This is a genomic window from Caulobacter sp. GW821-FHT05F04 (assembly GCF_059419665.1).
Genome location: NZ_JBWKSF010000001.1, coordinates 184,906 through 205,652 on the forward strand (window position 1 = coordinate 184,906; position 20,747 = coordinate 205,652).

Below are 20,747 nucleotides of genomic sequence, written 5' to 3' on the forward strand. Positions count from 1 at the left end.
CCGGGCGAGGAGGACCGCCATGGCGTCCCGCATCGTCGCTTTCGCCGCCCTGAGCCTGGCCGTCCTGCTGGCCGGCTGCGCGCACGAGAAGGTCGCGCTGGACGGCTATCGCTGGGCCTATCTGGCGGAAGGTTCTGAAACCCCTCGCCTCGCCTATGGCCGCCCCAACACCGACGATGTCGTGCTGATGATCAGCTGCCGCCCGGGTCAGGATCAGGTCGAGATCTCGGCCGTGGGCCTGTCCGGCGGCGAGATCGTCCTGGCCTCGGGCCGCACGGAAAGCCGCTTCGCCGCCGCCAAGGTCGACGACGCGCTGAGCCAGGGCGGCTTCCTGGAAGGGCGCGGCAAGGCCAGCGCTCCGGCGCTGGACGGTTTCCGGAAATCAGGCGACCTGGCCCTGCTGACCCAGGGCGAGCGCCACAGCTTGGCGGCGGCCCCTGCCGACCAGGGCCAGGTAAGGGCTTTCTTCAAGGCCTGCGGGGTTTAGGCCCGACGGCCGGCGCCCGCCGCGCTGACATTGTCCATGCCCAGGGCCGACAAGGCCCCGCGCAGTATGCCCTCGGCGTCGAGGCCGGCCTGGGCGTACATGAGGTCGGGCTTGTCCTGGTCCTGGAAGACGTCGGGCAGGCACAGGGTGCGGATCTTCAGGCCGCGGTCCAGCGCGCCGTGCTGGGCCAGGGCCTGCAGCACGAAGGCGCCAAAGCCGCCCATCGCGCCTTCCTCGACCGTGATGATCGCCTCGTGCTCCCGCGCCAGGCGCAGCAGCAGGTCCAGGTCGAGCGGCTTGGCGAAGCGGGCGTCGCAGACAGTGGCCGACAGGCCGCGCGCCGCCAGGAGATCGGCGGCCTTCAGGCTTTCCGACAGACGCGTGCCGAACGAGACAATGGCGACGCTGGTTCCCTCGCGGACGATGCGGCCCTTGCCGATCTCAAGGGGCTCGGCGATGGCGGGCAGGTCCAGGCCCAGGCCCTCGCCGCGCGGATAGCGGAAGGCGCTGGGGCGGTCGTCGATCTCGGCGGCGGTGGCGACCATGCGGGCCAGCTCCACCTCGTCGGCGGCGGCCATCAGCACCATGCCGGGCAGAGCGCCCATGAAGCCGATGTCGAAGCTGCCGGCGTGGGTCGGACCGTCGGCGCCGACCAGGCCGGCGCGGTCCATGGCGAAGCGCACGGGCAGGCCCTGGATCGCGACATCGTGCACCACCTGGTCGTAGCCGCGCTGCAGGAAGGTCGAATAGATCGCCGTGAAGGGCTTCATGCCATCGGCGGCAAGGCCGGCGGCGAAGGTCACCGCGTGCTGCTCGGCGATGCCGACGTCGAAGGTGCGGTCCGGAAAGGCCTTCTGGAACAGGTCCAGGCCCGTGCCCGAGGGCATGGCGGCGGTGATGGCGACGATCTTGTCGTCCTTTTCCGCCTGCTTGATCAGTTCCTGAGCGAAGACCTTGGTGTAGCTGGGCGGACCGGCGGCCGCCTTGTGCTGCTGGCCGGTGACCACGTCGAACCTGGCCACCGCGTGCAATTTGTCGTCGGCGCCCTCGGCTGGGGCGTAGCCCTTGCCCTTCTGGGTGACGCAGTGGACCAGCACCGGCTTGTCACCGAAGGCCTTGGCGTTCTTGAGCACGCTGACCAGGGCGTCCATGTCGTGGCCGTCGATCGGGCCGATATAGTAGAAGCCCAGCTCCTCGAAGAAGGTGCCGCCGGTGACCATGCCCCGGGCATATTCTTCCGCCTTGCGGGCGGCTTCGCGCATCGGGGTCGGCAGCTTCTCGACCACCGTCTTGCCCAGCTTGCGCACCGAGCGATAGGCGCCGCCCGAAACGAGGTTGGCGAGATAGGCGCTCATGCCGCCCACCGGCGGGGCGATCGACATGTCGTTGTCGTTGAGGATGACGATCAGGCGCTTGGTGGTGTCCGTCGCCGCGTTCATCGCCTCATAGGCCATGCCCGCGCCCAGCGAGCCGTCGCCGATCACGGCGATGACGCTGTTGTCCTCGCCTTTCGCATCGCGCGCGGCGCAGAAGCCCAGGGCCGCCGAGATCGAGGTGGCCGCGTGGGCCGCGCCGAACGGGTCGTACGCGCTCTCGGCTCGCTTGGTGAAGCCCGACAGGCCGCCGCCCTGGCGCAGCGTCTTGATCCGGTCGCGTCGGCCGGTGAGGATCTTGTGCGGATAGGCCTGATGGCCGACGTCCCAGATCAAGATGTCCTTGGGCGTCTCGAAGACGTGGTGCAGCGCCACGGTGAGCTCCACCACGCCGAGGCCCGCGCCCAGGTGGCCGCCTGTCACCGACACAGCGTCGATCGTCTCGGCGCGCACCTCGGCCGCGAGCTGTTTCAGCTCCGCGACGGAGAGGCCTCGCGTGTCGGCCGGCGAAGCGATGGTGTCGAGCAGTGGTGTTTTGGAGGGCATGTTGGAAGAAAGCGCGGTCAGTTGCGGCGGTCCAGCACGAAATCGACGCTTTCGCGCAGATGTTCGGCTCGTTCGCCAAAGATTTCGAGATGGGAGCGGGTCTGGTCGGCCAGAAGCGCCACGCGCTCTTTCGCCGCGTCCAGCCCCAGCAGGGTGACGTAGTTGGCCTTGCCCTTGGCGGCGTCCTTGCCGCCCGTGGCCTTGCCCATGGTCTTGGGATCGCCCTCGGCGTCCAGGATGTCGTCGACGATCTGGTAGGCCAGGCCCAGGTCCTGGGCGAAGGCCATCAGGGCGGCGCGCTCGGCTTCCTTGGCGCGGGCGATGATCAGCGGGATCTCGAAGGCGAAGGCGATCAAGGCCCCGGTCTTCAGGCGCTGCATGCGGGCCACGGCGCCCAGGTCGTCGCGAACCCCGAGAATGTCGATCATCTGGCCGCCCGCCATGCCCTTGGCGCCCGAGGCGATGGCCAGCTTGCGCACCAGCTCGCAGCGGACGTGGCCGTCGTCGTGGGTGTCGGGGTGAGCCATGATCTCGAAGGCCGCCGTCTGCAGCGCGTCGCCCGCGAGGATGGCCGTGGCCTCGTCATACTGCTTGTGCACGGTCGGACGGCCACGACGGACGGCGTCATCGTCCATGGCCGGCAAGTCGTCGTGGACCAGGCTGTAGGCGTGGATGCACTCCAGCGCGCAGGCCGCGCGCAGCACCGGCCGCTCGGGCAGGTCGAACATCTTGCCGGTCTCGAGCGCGAAGAACGGACGCAGGCGCTTGCCTGGGCCCAGGGCCGCGTAGCGCATGGCCTCGGTCAGACGGGTTTCCGGACCGTCGGCCCGCGGCAGCAGCTCGTCGAGCGCCACGGTGACGATGTCGGCGGCCTGGACGATCCGCTTGGCAAGATCTGTCAAGAGCGGCTCCCCTCGGTCTCCGAACGAACGCCCGCCATCAGTTGAACTCGGCCGCTTCGGCGGTCACGGCCCCACCCTGGCCCAGGACGATCTTCTCGACCTTCAGGCGCGCGGCTTCCAGCTTCTTTTCGCAGTGAGCTTTCAGGGCCGCGCCGCGCTCGTAGATGTCGATCGAGCGCTCCAGAGGGGCTTGGCCCGATTCCAGCTCGGCCACGATCCGCTCCAGCTGCGCCAGGGCTTCCTCGAAGCTCAAGGCGGCGATATCGGCGGGATTGCTGGCGGCGTCGGTCATTTCAACTCTCAGGTGAACAGCGCTCAGCCTAGTGGCGCAAGGCCGTGCGGGCAACGGCGTAGAGCCAAGGCATGGTTAAGGGAAGAGGCTTTGGCCAGTCAGCCGCGACGGAAGCTCTTGAGGCTCCAATAGGCGTGGCCTTCATCCACCAGTTTCGTCAGCCCACGCGCCTTCAGCGCATCGGCGATCATCCAGTTGAAGAAGCCGTGGGCCACGACCAGCACGTCCTGGCCCTGGTCGGACAGCGCGACCAGCCGGTCGGCGGCCTGGCCGGCCCGGGCCTCGGCCTCGGCGCGGGTCTCCTGGCCGCCGTGGTTGTTGAAGAACCACCACCAGAAGCGGGCGAAGAACCCCAGGCGCTTGGGCGACATTCTCAGCCACAACGGCCAGGGCGGCGGCGGCAGCGGGGCCTCGATGAAGGTTTCGTCGGTGATGAAGGCGCGGCCGGCGACCACCGCATTGGCGGTCTCGATGGCGCGGCGACGAGTCGAGACGATGATCGCGTCGGCGTCGCGGGCGATCCGCATCAGTCCGTCCGGTGGGATCTGGTCCGCCTTCAGGCCGCCAACCTCGTAGCGGGCCCACCACTCGCCGTATTCGGGCGCATTGAGCCGGACCTTACGCGACAGCGCGGGTTCGCCGTGGCGGGCCAGGGTGATGGTCCCCGATTTCACGGGCGAGGACGCTTGGTCGGCGATGGTGACGTCGGCCATATTGAAGAGAAGTCGGTGGGCGGCAAGCCCGTCCCGTCCCCTCACCCCTCCTGAAGAGCCCGCACATGCGCGGCGGCGGAACGCCCCAGCGCCTGGAGGTCGTAGCCGCCCTCGAGCGAGGACACAACCCGGCCCTTGGCGCGGGCGTTGGCCACCGAGACGATCGCGCGAGTCGCCCAGGCGAAATCCTCCTCGTCCAGGCTCTGCGCCGACAACGGGTCGCGGACGTGAGCGTCGAAACCGGCCGAGACGATCAGCAGCTCCGGCGCGAAGGCGTCGACCTTGTCCATCAGCCCCTCGAATCGCGACCGCCAGGTCTCGCGCGGCGCGTGGGGCCCCACGGCGGCGTTGGCGATGTTGCCCAGGCCCGTCTCGGACGGATCGCCCGTGCCGGGATAGAGCGGCGACTGGTGGATCGAGGCGAAGAACACGGTGGGATCGTTCTCGAACACCGCCTGGGTGCCGTTGCCGTGGTGGACGTCGAAGTCGACGATCGCCACCCGCTTCAGCCCGGCCGCCTGGGCCGCGCGGGCGGCTACGGCGACGCTGGAGAAGACACAGAAGCCCATGGCCACGCCCGGTTCGGCGTGGTGACCGGGCGGCCGAACGGCGCAGAAGGCGCGGTTGGTCTCGCCCGCCGCCACCGCCCGCACGGCCGCGACGCCGGCCCCGGCCGCGCGCCGGGCGGCGGCCAGGCTGCCGCTCGACATCACCGTATCGGGATCCAGCGCCAAGCGACCTGACCTGGGCGCGGCCGCGAACACGGCGTCGACGAAGGCCTTGGGATGCACCCGCAGCAGATCCTCGACCTCCACCAGCGGCGCGTCCAGCGCCTCCAGCTGGAGATTGGGATCGTCGTTCAGAGCATCGACCACGGCCCGTAGCCGCTCGGGGCTCTCGACGTGGCCGTGGCCGGGCTGGTGATCCAGCATGTCGAGATGCGTGTAGAGCGACAGGGCCATGGGTCAGCCCACCTTGCGGACCGGCTCGGCCTGAACGCCCAGCACATTGGCGTCGCCCCAGGCCTTGAGCGCGCAGATCACCGGCTCCAGGCTCCTGCCCTTGCTCGACAACGCGTATTCGACCTTGGGCGGCACCTCGGCATAGACGGTGCGGACGATCAGGCCGTCGCTCTCCAGCTCACGCAGCTGCTTGGTCAGCATGCGCTGGGTCACCGCCCCCAGCTTGCGCCCCAGGGCGTTGAAGCGCAGGCGGCCGCTGAGCAGGTGGTACAGGATCACGCCCTTCCACTTGCCGTCGATCAGGTTCAGCGCCGCCTCGACGCCGCACTCCTTGGGATCTTCCACAGCCGCCTCACGGTATCCATTAGGGTACTACATACAGAAAATGACCGTACTTGCGAAGATCGTAGCGTGGCGCGATCTCCTGGTCGGGGCCTGAGACCGCCCTTCTTTGCTGGAGACCATCATGAAGATCGTCGGCTTCCGTGAGTTGCTGCCCGCCACCGATCCCAACGCCCTGCTCGACCTGGAAGCGCCCGATCCCGTGGCCAGCGGCCACGACATCCTGGTGCGGGTGAAGGCCGTTTCGGTGAACCCCGTCGACACCAAGGTGCGCGGCCGCGCCCAGCCGGCGCCGGGCGAGGTCCGGGTGCTGGGCTTCGACGCCGCCGGCGTGGTCGAGGCGGTCGGCGAGGCCGTCACCCTGTTCGCGCCGGGCGACGAGGTGTTCTACGCCGGCGCCATCGGCCGCCAGGGCTCGAACGCCGAGCTGCAGCTGGTCGACGAACGCATCGTCGGCAGGAAGCCCAAGAGCCTGGACTTCGCCCAGGCCGCCGCCATGCCGCTGACCTTTATCACCGCCTGGGAACTGCTGTTCGACCGGTTCGGCGTGGCGCGCGACGGCGGCGAGGGCCAGAGCCTGGTGATCATCGGCGGGGCGGGCGGCGTGGGGTCGGCCCTGATCCAGATGGCGCGCAAACTGACCCGGCTGAACGTCGTGGCCAGCGCCTCGCGCGACGAGACCCGCCGCTGGGTCGAGGACCTGGGCGCGCACCAGACCTTCGACCACACCAAGCCGCTCGCCGACGAGCTGGCGCGCCTGGGCCTGGACGCCCCGGCCTACATCGCCTGCCTGACCCACAGCGCCCAGCACTTCCCGCAGGTCGCCGAGGCCATCGCCCTGCAGGGCAAGATCGGGATCATCGAGGCCGACGGCGACCTGAACATCCGCCCGCTGCAGGCCAAGGCCGCCTCGATCCACTGGGAGTACATGTTCGCCCGGCCGCAGGGCACGCCGGACATGATCGAGCAGCATAGGCTGCTGACGGAGGTCTCGGCCCTGGTCGACCAGGGGATCCTGCGCACCACCCTGACCCAGGTCGTCGGCAAGATCCGCGCCGCCGACCTGCTGGAAGCCCATCGCATCGTCGAGAGCGCCCGCACCATCGGCAAGGTGGCGCTGGAAGGCTTCTGACTGTTGAAGGGCCCATATTGAAGGCGGGGGTCATGGCGGCTACTCAAGTCGCCATGACCGACAAGCTCCGCCGTGCGACGATCGAAGACGCCGACACCGTGTCCAGCCTGGGCGCGCGCACCTTCACCGAGACCTTCGCCCATCTCTATCCGCCCGAGGACCTGGAGACCTTCCTGGCCTATGCCTACGGCCTGGAGCGGACCCGCAACGACCTGGCCCATCCCGACAAGGCGACCTGGCTGCTGGAGGACGAGGACGGCGAGGCCATCGGCTACGCCCTGGCCGGCCCCTGCGACCTGCCGCATGACGACGCCGGCCCCGACCATGGCGAACTGAAACGGGTCTACGTGCTGAAGAGCCACCAGGGCGGCGGTCGCGGCTCGCGCCTGCTGAACACCGCCCTCGACTGGCTGGAAAAGGACGGCCCGCGCCCGCTGTGGATCGGCGTCTGGTCCGAGAACTTCGGCGCGCAACGGCTCTACGGTCGGCTGGGGTTCGAGAAGGTCGGCGAATACCACTTCCCGGTCGGCGAAACGCGGGACCTGGAGTTCATCCTGCGGCGAGGGTGAAATCCTCCCCCTAGCGGGGGAGGTGTCGGCTCGAAGAGACGACGGAGGGGGAAGAAGCAAGGTAGCAGGACTTCCCCCACCGGCGCTTCGCGCCAACTCCCCCGCTAGGGGGAGGATTGGATTGCGTCTGCTTTCAGAACCCTCCACAATCGAACATCTGTTCGAAAGCCGCGCCGATGTTCCTTCGCTTCTTCTCCGAGCTCCGCCAGGCCAAGGTGCCGGTCAGCCTGCGCGAATATCTCCTGCTGATGGAAGCCCTGGACAAGGACGTCATCGACCGCTCGGTCGAGGACTTCTATTTCCTGTCGCGCGCCAGCCTGGTGAAGGACGAGAAGAACCTCGACAAGTTCGACCGCGTGTTCGGCCACGTCTTCAAGGGGCTTGAGACCGTCAACGACGGCCTCGCCGCCGACATTCCGGAAGAATGGCTCAAGGCCCTGACCGAGAAGTTCCTGACCGACGAGGAAAAGGCCCAGATCGAAGCCCTGGGCGGCTTCGAGAAGCTGATGGAGACGCTGCAGGAGCGGTTGCGCGAACAGCACAAGCGTCACGAGGGCGGCAACAAGATGATCGGCTCGGGCGGCACCTCGCCGTTCGGCAACAACGGCTACAATCCCGAAGGCGTGCGGATCGGCCAGGACAAGAGCCGCCACGGCCGCGCCGTGAAGGTCTGGGACAAGCGCGAGTACAAGAACCTCGACGACTCGGTCGAGCTGGGCACCCGCAACATCAAGGTCGCCCTACGGCGCCTGCGCAAGTTCGCCCGCACCGGCGCGGCCGACGAGCTGGACCTGAACGGCACGATCAAGGGCACGGCCGAGAAGGGCTATCTGGACATCCAGCTGCGACCCGAGCGCCGCAACGCCATCAAAGTGCTGATCTTCTTCGACATCGGCGGCTCGATGGACGGCCACATCAAGCTCTGCGAGGAGCTGTTCAGCGCCGCCAAGACCGAGTTCAAGAACCTGGAGTTCTACTACTTCCACAATTGCCTCTACGAGACAGTGTGGAAGGACAACAGGCGTCGCAACACCGAGAAGATCCAGACCTTCGACGTGCTCCACAAGTTCCCGGCCGACTACAAGGTGATCTTCGTCGGCGACGCGACCATGAGCCCGTACGAGATCACCTATCCGGGCGGCAGCGTCGAGCACTGGAACGAGGAGCCCGGCGCGATCTGGATGCAGCGGGTCACCGACATCTATCAGAGCTGCATCTGGCTGAACCCGACGCCCGAGCGGCACTGGGACTACACCCAGTCGATCGGCGTCATGAAGCAGATCCTGTCCGACCGCATGTACCCGCTGACCCTGGAAGGCCTGGACAAGGCCATGCGCGAACTGGTTCGCGGTTAGATCAGCGGACCGGCGCCGCGTCGCCGAAGTGGCCGGCGTCGTTCGACGGCTGGCCGATCAGCGGCACCTCCGGCGGCGCGGTATGATCGTTGGCGATCATCGTCCCGATCCGGAAGGTGGAGCTGGTGGCCCCGCCCAGCAGGATGAAGACGTCCTCGCGCCCATCCCCGTCGATGTCGAAGCCGATCCGGGCGCCTGACACCGCCTGGCTGACATCGGCCGCCTGCGTGACAGCGGCGTCGTTCAGCGCCTGGGCCTGAGCCGTCAGCACGTTGCTGACGGCGGCGGTGCTGATCACGGTCGCGCGCCCCTCGCCCATCACGGCCAGGTGGTCGCCCTTGGCGGCCGAGTAGTCGAGCACGACGCCCAGCAGGGCGGCGAGCTTGTCGGCCGGTGGCGCGGCGGAGATCAGGAAGGTGTCGGCCCCGGCCCCGCCCTTGGCGACCACGCGGGCGTTCATGACGATGCGATCGGCGCCTTCGCCGCCGTCCAGGTGATCGACCTCGCCCTTCGGCGCGCCGCGGCCGTCGATATAGTCGTCGCCGGCGCCGCCGCGGATCGTGTCGCCGCCGGCCGTGCCGTACATGACGTCGTTGCCGGAGGTGCCGACCATGACGGTCCTGGTGGCGGCGAAGCCCTGGCCGCCTAGGTCCTCGACCACCGTCTTGTCATCCGACGCGGCAGGCGCATGGCCGGAGCCCGGGGCGGGCGCCGACGCCGCGGCCAGATGCGCGATCTTGAACACCGATAGGCCCTGCGGAGCCTCGCTCGGCGCCTGGACCGCGATCGCCGCGACGCCTTCCGGCTTGACCGCCGGCTGCGGCATGGCTTCACCGGCCATGGGGACGGGCTTATGCGCCTGCGTCCGGTCGGCCTCGAGGTTGAGGGCGGCGATCAGCTTGGAGGCCATCGTCTCGATGGCCGGATCGTCGGCGCGCGGCAGGTTCTCGAAAGTCAGGCGGCCAGCCTCGCCCAGGTCGGCGCCGCGCAATTCGAGATAGAGGCCGACGGCGATGACCAGCGACAGGAAGGACTGGGCCTCGCGGCTGGCGGGATTGAAGGCGACGACCGTGCCGTTCTGCTCCGGGATGCCCGAGGCCAGCACCTGGCGCAGGGCGCCCCACAGGCTGCCCACCTGGTGGAACATGTCGATCGCCGCGTCGTGGACGACGAACTGGCCGTCGATGCGGGCGATGTGGACCAGCACGTCCTGGTTGGAATCGGTGACCACGTACCAGGGGTCGCCCGAGTCGGTCTGGCCGAAGATCCCGTCGACCTCGCCATAGGCCGTCTCCAGCTGCTGCGTCAGCAGCATCAGCAGACCGCGCTCGTTGGCGGACCAGTCGCTGGCCGGAGGCCGCGGGCTGAAGGCTAGGATCTCACCCATCTCGTCGTCGCTCGTTAGGCCTGGGCCGCCCGCTCGGTCACGACCGGCTCAGCCTCTTCGGCGGCGCCGTCGAACAGAAGCCGGTACAGCTCGGGTTCGTAATATCGCAGCAGGGTGCGGGCGAACTGGCCGGGATCAAGACCCAGACTTTCCGCCCAAACGGCCTGAGCCTCGATCGGAACGCGACCCAGACCGTTCTCAACCTGCGAGACGAAGGTGTAATAACGCAACCCCGTCTTCTCGGCCAGTTCCGCCTGAGTGAGGCCAGCGGCCTCGCGCGCGGACTTCAGCCAACGTCCCGCCTCACGGCGCAGGGTCTTGGTCAGGGCCGCCTTGGCGGGATTCATCGCCGTTCTGGACATCGCTAAGCCGCTTCCTCGCCCCATACGCGGGCGCTCCCCTAGTTGTTACACAATGCGTAAAAACGCAACAATCGATCGCGGGTCTCGCGAAGAGGCCTTGCGGATCACCTTCGACCCACATACAGTTTTTATGCAACTATTTTGAATGTATCGGGCCGCATGTACGTTTCGATCGACCCCGCCCACGCCCGCACCGCGCCCCCCTTCCAGCAGGATTGGGCCATCCGGCCGCGCCTGTCGCTGATCATGGTCGTCTACATGACCGGTCCGGCGCTGATGGAGAGCGTGCGTCACGCCCTGGCCGAGCCCCGGGTCGAGGAGTTCGTCGTTGTCGACAACGGTTCGTCCCTTGCCGACGCGGCCTGGCTGCGCGACCTGGCTCGCCGCGAGCCGCGCGTGCGCCTGCTGCAAGGCCTGGGCAATATCGGCTTCGCCCGCGCCGCCAATCTGGGCGCGGCCGCGGCCAAGGGGGAGGAATTGGTCTTCCTCAATCCCGACGCCTTCCTGACCCCCGGCGCGGTGGCGGCCCTGTCCGAGGCCGCCCGCGACCGCCCCTCGCCCTGCGTGATCGGGGCCCGGGTGTTCAATACCGACGGAACCGAACAGCGGGGCGCGCGGCGCGGCGAGATCACGCCCGTCACGACCCTGCTCACCCTCTCGAAGCTTAGCGCCCTTCTGCCCCCGCTGCGCCGCTTCGAGATCCACCGGGAGAGCGAACTCCCCCCTTCGCACCCGGTGGACACCCCTACGATCTCGGGCGCCTGCTTCTACATGCGGGCCACCGATTTCCACGTCCTCGGCGGCTTCGACGAGGGTTATTTCCTGCATGTCGAGGACATCGACCTGTGCTGGCGGGCCCGCCGCCGGGGCGGCAGCGTGCTGTTCCAGCCCGACGCCCGCATCGTCCATGTGGGCTCGACCAGCAAGGAGAACCCGCTGGTCGTCGAATGGCACAAGGGCCGCGGTCTGGTGCGCTATTTCCTCAAGCGCGCCGACAGCCTGCCGCGCAAGGCCCTGGCGCTGCTGCTGGCGCCCCTGATCCTGGGCGTGGCCGTGGGCCGGCCGCTGTTGCGCCAGCTGCGTCGCGGTCGGATGGGCCGCTCCGTCGAGCGCCTCGCCGCCATCGGCTGAGACGCCCGCCATCCATCGGAAACAGCACGCGTTTGGCGGAAAACGCCACAAACAACCGTCCATCCGCGTTCAGACGATGATCTTGACGCTTGCGCCAAATTCGAACGCCCGTAAGACTTCCCCACGGGTAAAGGGGAACATGTAGTGAGTCCGACCACCGACGCCGCCGCTTCTAACGAAGTCGAGGCCGCCGAGACCGAAGCCGCCACCAAGAACCTGGTCTTCGTCGCCGCCGAGCGCCTGTTCGCGCTGCACGGTTTCCAGAATGTCTCGGTGCGCGACATCACCGCCGCCGCCGGCGTGAACCTGGCCTCGGTGAACTATCACTTCGGGTCCAAGGACGCCCTGCTGTTCGAGATCTTCCGGCGCCGCACGGCCGAGCTCAATCGCGAGCGGGCCAAGATGCTGCACGAGGCCAACGACCGCAACGACGGCGCCCCGCCGCTGCGCGAGATCCTGGCCGCCCTGCTGACCCCGCCCCTGCGCTGGCTGGCCCCGGACCACGAGCGCCGCATCTCGCTACAGTTCCTGATCCGCGCCCGCAGCGAAGGCACCGACGAGATCCGCGCCGTGCTGAAGACCGACGTCTCGCACCTGCGCCGCTTCTCCGACGCCCTGCTGCGCGCCCGCCCGGATCTGTCGCCGGAAGAGGTCTACTGGCGGCTGCACTTCACCCTGGGGATGCTGCACAACAACCGCTTCGCCGAGTTCGACCGCCTGAACGTGCTGTCGGAAGGCCAGACCAGCGAGTCCGACGTCGTGGCGCTGCTGAGCCGGATGCTGGCCTTCGCCGAGGCCGGCTTTCTCGCTTAGCGAGTAGCTGGAACCTCCTCCCGGCCGGCGCGTTGTCGCTCCGGCATGGGACGGCTGCGGATCCTTCACGAGACCCGATACTACTATGAGCGGCCGGTGCGGTTCGGGCCGCAACGGCTGATGCTGCGCCCGCGCGACAGCCACGCCCTGCGCATCGTCGAGGCCTCGCTGCGCCTGTTTCCGCCTGGCGCGACACGCTGGAGCTATGACGCCAACGGCAACTGCGTCTGCATCTTCGAGCCGGCGAGCCAGGCCGACGCCATGCGGGTGGCCAGCGAGCTGGTCATCGACCGCTACCCCGCCCCCCTGGTCCCGCAGCGGATCGAGAACCCCGACACCCTGACCCCGATCGTCTATTCCCGCGAGGATCGGACGACCCTGGAGCCGTTCATCGCCCCGGTCACCGACGACCCGGACGCGGTGCTGCTGCGCTGGCTGCGCGACATCCGGGCCCATCGCGACGAGCCGGCCCTGGCCTTCCTGCTGCGCATCAACGAGCTGATCCACAGCCAGTTCGAATATCGCACCCGCATGGAAGAAGGCGTGCAGACCCCGGTCGAGACCCTGCGGAAGCGCAGCGGCGCCTGCCGCGACCTGGCCTGGCTGATGGTCGAGGGCCTGCGACGCCTGGGCTACGCAGCCCTGTTCGCCACCGGCTACATCCATTCGCCCGGGACGATGATCCGCGGCGCCGGCGCCACCCACGCCTGGTGCGAGGTGTTCCTGCCCGACCTGGGCTGGCTGGAATTCGACCCGACCAACGGCCTGGCCGAGTCGCCGGACTTGATCCGCGTCGCCGCCACCCGAACGCCCACGCAAGCGCTACCGGTATCCGGGGCGATCATCGGCGATCCGGGTTCGTCGCGTCTTCACGTCTCCGTGGAGGTGCGCCTCATCGATCCAATCGACCATGCGGCGTGATACAATGAGTGTGCGTACGGGAGGAAAAGCCATGACCAGCGGCTTCCAGAACCAAGACCCCATGCGGAACGTCAGCTTCCCGAAATCGGAGCCCAAGGCCCAGCATGGCCAGAAACCCGACCAGGAGTGCCTGAAGGTGAAGGAACGACGGACCTTCGAACCCAGACCGGGCCACTGAATTGTAAATAAGCGTGAAGACGAGCGCCTTCCGCCACCCCTGTCGCGCGAGCGACCTGTACAGACACCCACGGCGCCGTTAATTTTTGACGCCAGGGGAATGGGGGAGCACCACGAGCATGCGGCGCGTCGCGCTCGGATGTCTGTTGGCGACGGCCGGTCTGGCGGTGGTAAGCGCCGCGACCGCCCTGTCGACTCGCGCCCCTGAGGAATTCAACCAGACCCTGACCCTGGCGGGCGGACCCGAGGCCGGCGGACCTGAAGTCCGCGCCCCGGCGGACGATCCCGACGCACCGATCGCCACGGCCCGCTACGGCGGCGAGCGTTCGCGTGTCGCCGCACCAGTGGCGATCGCCGCCGAAACCCACGCCGTTCCCACCGTCGCCACGTTGGCCCTGGCCGGTGGGCCGCAAGACGTCAGCCTGGCCAGCGCCGCGCCCGCCGTGGCCGTCGCCGACGCGCGGACAACGCCCCCTTCCCCTCCCGCCGCCGCGCGTCCGGCCGCGCGAATTCTGGCCGAGACCTCAACCGCCCCGCACCGTCCGGTGCTGGCCCTCACGCGGGTCGAGCATCGCCGCCCGGCCGGCAAGATTCTGCAGATGCGGGTCGACGACCAGCCTCTGGCCTTCACGCCCATGGGCCTGCAGTCGGGCGCGGTGAAGCGCCTGACGCTGAACGCCTCGAACCTAATATCCAAAGCCAGCGCCTCGGCCGAGGACCTGCGCCGCGGCCGCTGGATGCTGTACGCCGCCAGTTCGGGCAAGGCCTATGGTCTGAACCTGATCCGCGACACCTTCGGCGGCTGGCGCAACGCCGGCTACAGCGAGGAGAAGATGGCCCGGTTCGGCAGCCGCCAGATCGGCCTGGGCTATCGCAAGGGCAACAGCCTCATCTCGCTGAGCGCCACGCGCCGCAAGCTCAATTCGATCGACTATTCCGACAAGGACACGGTCGTCGGCGTCAGCGTCTCGGTGCGCGGCCGCTGAGCCATAGAGCTTCTTCAGCAAATAGAGCCCTCCAAGCCTTGTCATCCCGGAAGCCTCGCAGAGGCTGTCCGCTTCGCTGCGGCCGGGATGACAAGTTGGGGACGGATTCCTCTAGCCGCCGCCTGTTTCGGTTCTGCAAGGATGTAACGCACGCGCGTCTGGACCCTCGTCGTCCAGGGGCGTAAAGCGCCCTCGTGTCCGATCAGTCTCCAGCATCCTCGCCGCTCGCGACGCGCCTGATCTCCATCGCCGTGGCCAGCGCGCTCTTGATGGAGTTCATCGACTCCACGGCCCTGTCCACCGCCCTGCCGACCCTGTCGCGGGCCTTCGCGGTCGATCCGATCCACCTGAAGCTGGCCCTGACCTCTTACATTCTGGCGCTGGCGGTGTTCACGCCGGCCAGTGGCTGGGCGGCGGAACGGTTTGGCGCGCGGCGGGTGTTCCTCTCGGCCATGACCGTCTTCCTGCTGGGCTCGGCCCTGTGCGGCCAGTCGCGCAGCCTGGAAGCCCTGGTCGCATCCCGGATCGTTCAGGGGATCGGCGGGGCGATGATGACGCCGGTGGCGCGGCTGATCGTGGTCAGCGCCACGCCCAAGGACAAGCTGCTGACCGCCATGGGCTGGTTCACCATGCCCGCCCTGGTCGGCCCGCTGATCGGCCCGCCGATCGCCGGTCTGGTGCTCAGCGTCGCCGACTGGCCGTGGATCTTCTACATCAACCTGCCCGTCGGCCTGCTGGGCGTAACCGCCGTCATGCGCTTCGTGCCCAGGAGCGAGCCCAAGCGCGATCTGGGCCGCTTCGACACCGCCGGCTTCGTCCTATCGGCCCTGGCGGTCAGCGGCCTGGTGATCGTGGCCGAGACGGCGGGCGTCAACCTGCTGCCACCCTGGGCCCAGATCACATTGCTGACCCTCTCCGTTGGCTGCGGCTTTGTCTATCTGCGTATCGCCAAGCAGACCGGCCGACCGATCCTGGACCTCACCCTGCTGCGTTATCCGACCTTCCGCGCCAGCCTGGTCGGCGGCACGCTGGTGCGGCTGGGCATCGGGGCCAGCCCGTTCCTGATGCCCCTGCTGCTGCAGGTGGCGCTGGGCTGGAGCCCGCTGAAGGCCAGCTTCGTCACCCTGGCCACCGGCGTCGGCGTGCTGGCCGCCCGCCCGTTCGCGGCGGCGGGGCTCAAGCGCTTCGGCTTCCGCACCTCTCTGGCGGTGTTCGTCAGCCTGACGGCGCTGTTCACCGCCGCCCCCGGCTTCTTCGGTCCGGCCACGCCCATGGCGCTGATGATCGCGGCCCTGACCCTGGGTGGGTTCTGCCGCTCGAACCAGTTCATCGCCGCCAACACCATCGCCTATGCCGACGTGCCCGAAACTTCTACGGCGGCGGCCTCGACTCTGTCGGCCGTGACCCAGCAGGTCGGCCTGGCCCTGGGGGTCAGCTTCGGCGGCATGATGCTGCATCTGGCGCGCGGCGCCGACGGGGCCCTGACGCCGGACCGCTTCACCTTTCCGTTCGTAGCGATCGGCCTGGTGACCCTGCTGGCCCTGCCCGTCTACCTGTCGCTGGACAAAGACGCCGGCGCGGCGATCAGCGGCCGCAGCCGGGCGCCGGCCTAGGATTTGGTCCGGCGGCCTCCCCGGGAGTGGTTGGCGGTCATCGGGTCCGGCTTCTTCGGCGGAACCCAGCCCTCGGGGGTCTTCGGGACCGGCTGGTCCGTCCCCAGGCCCATGCGGCCGGGAACCTGGCGCTGGAAATAGGACGCTTGCTGCGCGTCCTCCACGCCACGCACCAGCGCGCTGTGCTGGATGCCGCCGATCTCGTCGCGCAACTTGGCCGCCGTCTCGAAGTCCTGAGCGGCGATAGCCTCTTCCATCTGCGTTTTCAGGTCATCAATGTGCGACATGACGTTCTCCATGGGGCCACCAGGAAGAACGCCTGAGGCCGGTTTTTTAGCCGCGCGCCGCCGCGATGCGGGCGCGGGCGATCTCGTCGGCGACCAGATTGGCCGGACGTTTCTCGGCGATCGACTGGTCGATGACCTCGGCCAGGGTCTGGGCCAGGCGGTCCAGCTTGGCCGCCACCCAGTCGCCGTCGAAGGCGGCGCCGGCTTCCAGGCCACGGATCTCGGCGGCCACGTTGATGATGCCGCCGCCGTTGATGACATAGTCGGGGGCGTAGAGGACGCCACGATCGAACACGGCCTGGCCGATCATGGCGTCGGCCAGCTGATTGTTGGCCGCGCCGGCGATAATCCTGGCCTTCAGGCGCGGCAAGGTCGCCGCCGAGATCGCGCCGCCCAGGGCGCAGGGGGCGAAGACGTCGGCCTCGACGTCGAAGATGGCGTCGGTCGAAACGATCGTCGCGCCGGTCTTGGCGGCGACCGCGTTCAGGGCGGTCTGGTTGACGTCGGCGATGGTCAGGACCGCGCCGGCCGCGTGCAGCTTCTCGGCCAGATAGCCGCCGACATGGCCAACGCCCTGGATGGCGACGTGGACACCCTTGAGGTCACGGTTCAGGGCGCGCTCGACGCACAGCCGCACGCCCCGGAACACGCCCTCGGCGGTGACCGGCGACGGGTCGCCCGAGGCGGCCGCGTGGCCTTCCAGGCCGGCGACGAAGCGGGTGGTCTTGCGGGTGCTTTCCAGGTCGGCCGGCGAGACGCCGACGTCCTCGGCCGTCCAGTAGCGGCCGTTCAGGCTGTCGACCGCGCGGCCGAAGGCCTCGAACAGTTCCGGCGTCTTCTGGCTGCGGCTGTCGCCGATGATCACGGCCTTGCCGCCGCCCAGGTCCAGCTCGGCCATGGCGTTCTTGTATGACATGCCGCGCGACAGGCGCAGGGCGTCGGTCACGGCGGCGTCGGCGCTGGAGTAGTCCCACATGCGGCAACCGCCGGCGGCCGGGCCGCGCGCGGTCGAGTGGATCGCGATAATCGACTTCAGACCAGTTTTTTCATCGAAGAAAGCGTGGACGCCTTCGTGTCCCTCGAAATCGGGGGAATCGAACAAGGTCATGCCGTCTGTCTCGCCTATGCCAGAATGAACGTGGCGGCTTTACGCCCCCTGGCGACGCCTCACAAGCCCGAAGACTGACGTCGCGTCCCCTTGCGTTTGGCGGGTTTGGGCGGATCCAACGCTGTCATCGCCGCGACGCTCGACGGAATGGCTGGCGCGCCCGAAGGCGGCCAGGCCCCTGGCGCGTCGCGCAGGAAGGCCTCGGCGTCGCCCCAGACCTTGGCGGCCTGCCGGTCGACCAGCAGCAGGTGATAGCCCTTGGCGTAGTAGGCTGTCCGCGCACCCGGCTTCAGGCGACCCACGGCCTCGACCGTCGGCTCGCGCGGGATGATGTGGTCGTTGGCGCCGTAGAACCACGCGACCGGGACATGGATGTCACCCGTCGACTTCCAGGCCCGCTCCATCAGCCCGACCAGGCCGTAGATGGCGTCGGACCGCGCGCCCCAGATCATCAGCGGGTCGCGGCCCATGCGGCGCAGCTCGTCGATATTGTCCGAGGCCATGACGTTGCGGACCAGCCAGTCCGGCGGCTTGACCACCCATTGGCCCAGCACGTGGGCGCTGACCCACAGGCTCATGCGGTTGGGCAGCGGCTGGTTCGACCAACCCCAGACGGCGGGGGCGAACAGCATCAGCCTGTCGACCGGCGGCGGATTGTCGGAAGCCATGGCGCTGATCGCCAGCGCGCCGCCCATGCTGATCCCAGCCAGGGCGAGCCGGGCGTTCGGATGACGCTCGCGCACCGCCGTGATCAGCGCCCGAACATCGTCCAGCACCAGTTCGGTCGGCGCCCAGACGCCGCGCCCGGGCGAACGGCCAAAGCCCCGGACATCCAGCGCGTAGGTCGCGATCCCCTTCCCCGCCCACCAGCCGGCGGCCAGGTGGAAGGCGTTCGAATAGTCGTTCATGCCGTGCAGACCGACGATCACCCACTCGGGCTCGCCGGCCGGCAGCCAGCGCATCAGACCCAGGCGCGCGCCGTCGAAACTGACGAAGGCGTCGGTCTCGATCCGAGGCCCGCGAAAGCCCAGCGGCCCAAGGCCTGGCCCTTGTCGCAGCGGTGCGCAGGCCGAGAGCACGGCGGCGGACGCGGTCACGATCAGGGCGCGGCGGTTCATCGTCCCAGAATGTCCGCGACCCGTTGGCGAAGGAAAGGCACGACATCCGCCTCGAACCAGGGATTGCGCTTCAGCCAGGCGGTGTTGCGCCAGGACGGATGCGGCATCGGCAACAGGTTGGGCCCGAACTCGCGCCAACGGGCGATGGTTTCGGTCATGGTCTTGCTGGTCCGGCCCGGCAGCGCCCAGTTCTGGGCATAGCTGCCGACCAGCAGAGTCAGCTCGACGTTCGGCAGCCCCGCCAGCAACCGAGGCCGCCACATCGCCGCGCAGCGCGGCGGCGGCGGATAGTCGCCGCCCTTGGGATTGGTTCCTGGAAAGCAGAAGGCCATGGCGGCCACGCCGATCTCGGGCCGGCCGTAGAAGGTCTCGCGGTCGACGCCCATCCACTGGCGCAGGCGGTTGCCGGACGGGTCGTTGAACGGCAGGCCGGTCTCGTGGACCAGCCGCCCCGGCGCCTGACCGGCGATCAGGATGCGAGTCTCCTCGCGCACCCGCGTCACCGGCCTGGGCACATGCGGCAGGTAAGGCGCGCACGCCCGGCAGGCGGCGATGTCGGAGAGGATCTGGTCGAGCGGCATCAGCGAGGATTTAGGCGCGCGCCTCCGGATGCCAAGCGTGACTAGTCTTCGTCGCCCTCGATATCGTCCGGGACGGTATCCTCGAAGCTGGTCGGGTCGCCCTCAAGCCGCGCGCGGATGCGGTAGACGCCGCGGAATTTCTCCGGATTGACCGGCTTGTTGTGGCGCAAGATCACGACCTTGCCCTCGCGGGCCAGTTCGATGGCGTTGGTGCGCACGTGGCCCAGCAGCTGCTGCCAGCGCTCGGGCTGGATGGCCTTGGCGACGTTCATCGGGTCGATCGACTTGCCCTCGGGCAGCGCCGCCAACTGGGACAGGATGGTGTCTTGGATCGGGGAGGTCATGAGCGCTCCCTTGCCATGGATTGTCAGCAGAGGCGAGAGCGTGGACAGGACTTGGCCGCTTGCGCCCAGCGACGCGCCCTTCTAACTGAACAACGATAAGAACACGCGGAGGGGATGCGTCATGGACGGCGGAAACGAAATCTCGAGCGGCCCGCGCCTCGTCGAGGCGGGCGACTGGGCCGGCTGGCGAACCTGGTCGGGTCAGGACCCGTTCGAGGACCAGTCTGGCCCCTTCTACTTCCGCGAAGACGACAACGGCCGCGTCACCACCGGCTTCCGCGCCGAGACCAAGCACATGAACGGTGGCGGCTTCATGCACGGCGGCTGCATGATGACCTTCGCCGACTTCTCCCTGTTCGCCATCGCCTGGAAGGAACTGGCCGACAGCCGCGCGGTGACGGTCAGCCTGAACGGCGAATTCATCGGCCCCGCCCGCCCCGGCGACCTGATCACCGGCGGGGGCGAGGTGATCAAGGCCGGCGGCTCGCTGCTGTTCATCCGCGGCCTGATCTCAACCGGGACCGGACCGATGCTGAACTTCTCGGGCGTGGTGAAGAAGATCAGGCCGCGGGTTTAGGGGCGGGCATCCCGGCGGCCGCGGCGGGGCGCGCCAGCATTTCGGCCAGCCAGCGGTTGACGTGGACCAGATCCTCGTCGGGCCGGAAGTCGATCATCCGGCCGAAGTCGACGCCCGTGACGGTGACGACGTCGGCGATGGTCACCCGGTCGCCTCCGACAAACGGACTTTCCGCGAGCCGCTTGTCCAGGAACTTCAAGGCCCGCTTGGCGCCGGCCAGATTGTTCTCACCGACTTCGGGCACCTGCTGCTCCAGGGCCGCCATATTGGGGTTGGTGTGGCGCACGGCGAGCGCCAGAGGCGTCACGATCATCATTTCCGTGCGCCGCTGCCACATCTCGATGACGGCGGCCTCCCGAGCGTCGCGCCCAAACATGTTCGGCTCGGGATAAAGACTTTCCAGATAGCGGCAGATGGCGACGGACTCGGTGATCACCGTCCCATCGTCCAGCTCCAGGGCCGGCATATGGGCCACGCCAACCTTCGTCCGGTATTCGGGCGACTTGTGCTCGCCGCGCATGATCGACAGCGTCACGACCTCGATGTCGGTGATCCCCTTCTCGGCCATGAACCAGCGGACGCGCCGAGGATTGGGCGCGCGGAGACAGTCGTAGAGTTTCAAAAGAAAATCCTCCCGGCTTTTGACCAGGAGGATGATCTCATTCCGCG

The 20,747-nt window shown here is 68.4% G+C and carries 25 protein-coding genes; 11 read left to right on the top strand and 14 right to left on the bottom strand.

All coding sequences use genetic code 11. The features are described 5' to 3' along the window. The first annotated feature begins 19 nt into the window (after positions 1-19). The gene (locus tag AC07R7_RS00970; protein ID WP_494633684.1) at positions 20-487 is read left to right on the top strand and encodes a hypothetical protein; all 468 of its coding nucleotides are present in this window, start codon (positions 20-22) and stop codon (positions 485-487) included. On the opposite strand, the gene dxs is transcribed toward AC07R7_RS00970, so the two are convergent. The 6 genes from dxs to AC07R7_RS01000 form a co-directional block, all read right to left on the bottom strand. Next, positions 484-2,406, bottom strand: a complete 1,923-nt coding sequence (dxs, locus tag AC07R7_RS00975; protein ID WP_494633685.1) for a 1-deoxy-D-xylulose-5-phosphate synthase — start codon at positions 2,404-2,406, stop codon at positions 484-486. The two genes, AC07R7_RS00970 and dxs, sit on opposite strands and share 4 nt — an antisense overlap. 17 nt (positions 2,407-2,423) lie before the next feature. Beyond that, entirely contained in the window at positions 2,424-3,308 is an 885-nt protein-coding gene (locus AC07R7_RS00980; RefSeq protein WP_492834723.1) for a polyprenyl synthetase family protein, read from the bottom strand. Between the two features lie 37 nt (positions 3,309-3,345). Next, a complete protein-coding gene (locus AC07R7_RS00985; protein ID WP_125156475.1) occupies positions 3,346-3,600 on the bottom strand; it encodes an exodeoxyribonuclease VII small subunit in 255 nt (84 codons plus the stop codon). Between the two features lie 98 nt (positions 3,601-3,698). After that, the gene (locus tag AC07R7_RS00990; protein ID WP_494633688.1) at positions 3,699-4,358 is read right to left on the bottom strand and encodes a histidine phosphatase family protein; all 660 of its coding nucleotides are present in this window, start codon (positions 4,356-4,358) and stop codon (positions 3,699-3,701) included. Further along, the gene (locus AC07R7_RS00995; RefSeq protein WP_494633690.1) at positions 4,355-5,275 is read right to left on the bottom strand and encodes a histone deacetylase family protein; all 921 of its coding nucleotides are present in this window, start codon (positions 5,273-5,275) and stop codon (positions 4,355-4,357) included. Before AC07R7_RS00995 ends, AC07R7_RS00990 begins: the two co-directional genes overlap by 4 nt. A 3-nt stretch (positions 5,276-5,278) precedes the next feature. Continuing rightward, a complete protein-coding gene (locus AC07R7_RS01000) occupies positions 5,279-5,620 on the bottom strand; it encodes a winged helix-turn-helix transcriptional regulator (RefSeq protein ID WP_494633692.1) in 342 nt (113 codons plus the stop codon). 121 nt (positions 5,621-5,741) lie between these two features. Between AC07R7_RS01000 and AC07R7_RS01005 the strand changes: the two genes are divergently transcribed. The 3 genes from AC07R7_RS01005 to AC07R7_RS01015 all read left to right on the top strand — a co-directional run bounded on the left by AC07R7_RS01005 (position 5,742) and on the right by AC07R7_RS01015 (position 8,673). Further along, positions 5,742-6,749, top strand: a complete 1,008-nt coding sequence (locus tag AC07R7_RS01005) for a zinc-binding alcohol dehydrogenase family protein (protein WP_494633694.1) — start codon at positions 5,742-5,744, stop codon at positions 6,747-6,749. A gap of 32 nt (positions 6,750-6,781) precedes the next feature. Then, the gene (locus tag AC07R7_RS01010; RefSeq protein ID WP_492883611.1) at positions 6,782-7,318 is read left to right on the top strand and encodes a GNAT family N-acetyltransferase; all 537 of its coding nucleotides are present in this window, start codon (positions 6,782-6,784) and stop codon (positions 7,316-7,318) included. Positions 7,319-7,494: 176 nt separating this feature from the next. Next, the gene (locus AC07R7_RS01015; protein ID WP_492834736.1) at positions 7,495-8,673 is read left to right on the top strand and encodes a vWA domain-containing protein; all 1,179 of its coding nucleotides are present in this window, start codon (positions 7,495-7,497) and stop codon (positions 8,671-8,673) included. Between the two features lies 1 nt (position 8,674). Here the strand turns inward: AC07R7_RS01015 and AC07R7_RS01020 are convergent, their stop codons facing one another. Together AC07R7_RS01020 and AC07R7_RS01025 are read right to left on the bottom strand one after the other, a co-directional pair. Further along, positions 8,675-10,060 carry a calcium-binding protein gene (locus AC07R7_RS01020; protein ID WP_494633697.1) on the bottom strand — a complete coding sequence of 462 codons (1,386 nt, stop codon included), beginning with the start codon at positions 10,058-10,060 and terminating at the stop codon, positions 8,675-8,677. Positions 10,061-10,074: 14 nt separating this feature from the next. Continuing rightward, positions 10,075-10,422 carry a helix-turn-helix domain-containing protein gene (locus AC07R7_RS01025; protein ID WP_125156468.1) on the bottom strand — a complete coding sequence of 116 codons (348 nt, stop codon included), beginning with the start codon at positions 10,420-10,422 and terminating at the stop codon, positions 10,075-10,077. Positions 10,423-10,581: 159 nt separating this feature from the next. Here AC07R7_RS01025 and AC07R7_RS01030 point away from each other — a divergent pair, with 159 nt between their 5' ends. From AC07R7_RS01030 to AC07R7_RS01055, 6 genes are all read left to right on the top strand, one after another. Beyond that, the gene (locus AC07R7_RS01030; RefSeq protein WP_492883605.1) at positions 10,582-11,553 is read left to right on the top strand and encodes a glycosyltransferase; all 972 of its coding nucleotides are present in this window, start codon (positions 10,582-10,584) and stop codon (positions 11,551-11,553) included. 144 nt (positions 11,554-11,697) lie between these two features. After that, positions 11,698-12,366: a TetR/AcrR family transcriptional regulator gene (locus AC07R7_RS01035; RefSeq protein ID WP_492834744.1), complete on the top strand. Its 669-nt coding sequence runs from the start codon at positions 11,698-11,700 to the stop codon at positions 12,364-12,366. A gap of 45 nt (positions 12,367-12,411) precedes the next feature. Continuing rightward, entirely contained in the window at positions 12,412-13,287 is an 876-nt protein-coding gene (locus AC07R7_RS01040; protein ID WP_492834746.1) for a transglutaminase family protein, read from the top strand. Positions 13,288-13,318: 31 nt separating this feature from the next. Then, the gene (locus tag AC07R7_RS01045; protein ID WP_492834748.1) at positions 13,319-13,465 is read left to right on the top strand and encodes a hypothetical protein; all 147 of its coding nucleotides are present in this window, start codon (positions 13,319-13,321) and stop codon (positions 13,463-13,465) included. Positions 13,466-13,583: 118 nt separating this feature from the next. After that, positions 13,584-14,450, top strand: a complete 867-nt coding sequence (locus AC07R7_RS01050; protein ID WP_494633700.1) for a hypothetical protein — start codon at positions 13,584-13,586, stop codon at positions 14,448-14,450. A 194-nt stretch (positions 14,451-14,644) separates the two neighbouring features. Then, a complete protein-coding gene (locus tag AC07R7_RS01055) occupies positions 14,645-16,063 on the top strand; it encodes an MFS transporter (protein ID WP_494633702.1) in 1,419 nt (472 codons plus the stop codon). Here the strand turns inward: AC07R7_RS01055 and AC07R7_RS01060 are convergent. Genes AC07R7_RS01060 through AC07R7_RS01080 form a run of 5 tightly spaced genes read right to left on the bottom strand, consistent with a single transcriptional unit; the run spans position 16,060 to position 19,501 of the window. Continuing rightward, the gene (locus AC07R7_RS01060) at positions 16,060-16,350 is read right to left on the bottom strand and encodes a UvrB/UvrC motif-containing protein (protein ID WP_492883597.1); all 291 of its coding nucleotides are present in this window, start codon (positions 16,348-16,350) and stop codon (positions 16,060-16,062) included. The two genes, AC07R7_RS01055 and AC07R7_RS01060, sit on opposite strands and share 4 nt — an antisense overlap. A gap of 46 nt (positions 16,351-16,396) precedes the next feature. After that, positions 16,397-17,458 (bottom strand): Leu/Phe/Val dehydrogenase, encoded by a 1,062-nt coding sequence (locus AC07R7_RS01065; RefSeq protein WP_494633704.1) that lies wholly within the window; start codon positions 17,456-17,458, stop codon positions 16,397-16,399. Positions 17,459-17,517: 59 nt separating this feature from the next. After that, on the bottom strand, positions 17,518-18,576 hold the full coding sequence (locus tag AC07R7_RS01070; protein ID WP_494633706.1) for an alpha/beta hydrolase: 1,059 nt from the start codon (positions 18,574-18,576) through the stop codon (positions 17,518-17,520). Further along, positions 18,573-19,157 (bottom strand): uracil-DNA glycosylase family protein, encoded by a 585-nt coding sequence (locus tag AC07R7_RS01075; RefSeq protein ID WP_494633708.1) that lies wholly within the window; start codon positions 19,155-19,157, stop codon positions 18,573-18,575. The genes AC07R7_RS01070 and AC07R7_RS01075 overlap by 4 nt, the downstream gene beginning before the upstream one ends. 41 nt (positions 19,158-19,198) lie before the next feature. Continuing rightward, positions 19,199-19,501, bottom strand: coding sequence for a DUF3253 domain-containing protein (locus tag AC07R7_RS01080; protein WP_494633709.1), 303 nt, complete (start codon positions 19,499-19,501; stop codon positions 19,199-19,201). Positions 19,502-19,622: 121 nt separating this feature from the next. On the opposite strand from AC07R7_RS01080, the gene AC07R7_RS01085 reads away from it, so the two are divergent. Continuing rightward, complete coding sequence (locus AC07R7_RS01085; RefSeq protein ID WP_494633711.1) at positions 19,623-20,078, top strand: PaaI family thioesterase; 456 nt, start codon at positions 19,623-19,625, stop codon at positions 20,076-20,078. Here the strand turns inward: AC07R7_RS01085 and AC07R7_RS01090 are convergent. Continuing rightward, a complete protein-coding gene (locus AC07R7_RS01090) occupies positions 20,062-20,700 on the bottom strand; it encodes a glutathione S-transferase family protein (protein WP_494633713.1) in 639 nt (212 codons plus the stop codon). The two genes, AC07R7_RS01085 and AC07R7_RS01090, sit on opposite strands and share 17 nt — an antisense overlap. Positions 20,701-20,747: the final 47 nt, after the last annotated feature.